This is a genomic window from Caulobacter sp. HJHS_5 (assembly GCF_056683955.1).
The window spans coordinates 1-235 of the sequence record NZ_JBWZNC010000036.1 but is presented as its reverse complement, the minus strand read 5'-3'; the positions used below and the strand labels follow the sequence as shown (position 1 = coordinate 235).

The window sequence follows — 235 nt, the reverse complement described above, 5'->3', positions numbered from 1 at the left end:
CCTGAGGTAAACTTACTTGCTGTAGCTCATTACTTAACTGCCTTAGACTATCAGTTTGACGCTAACAAAGTGGTTGCTATCTTTGGAGGTAAAACCCCTCATATCCAAACGTTGGTAGTAGGTGGAGTAGCTTTAGCCATCAATCCTGACAACTTAGCTACCCTTAACGCTGAAAGGCTAGATTACGCCCGTGAATTACTCATGAAAGTAAAACATTTTATCCAAGAGGTTTATC

General features: G+C 40.9%; 1 protein-coding gene. It reads left to right on the top strand.

Translation table 11 applies throughout. From position 1 onward, the window contains the following. Nucleotides 1-235, top strand: a 235-nt coding sequence (locus tag ACFLIT_RS17885) for a nickel-dependent hydrogenase large subunit (RefSeq protein WP_479912623.1), incomplete at both ends; no start/stop codon positions are given.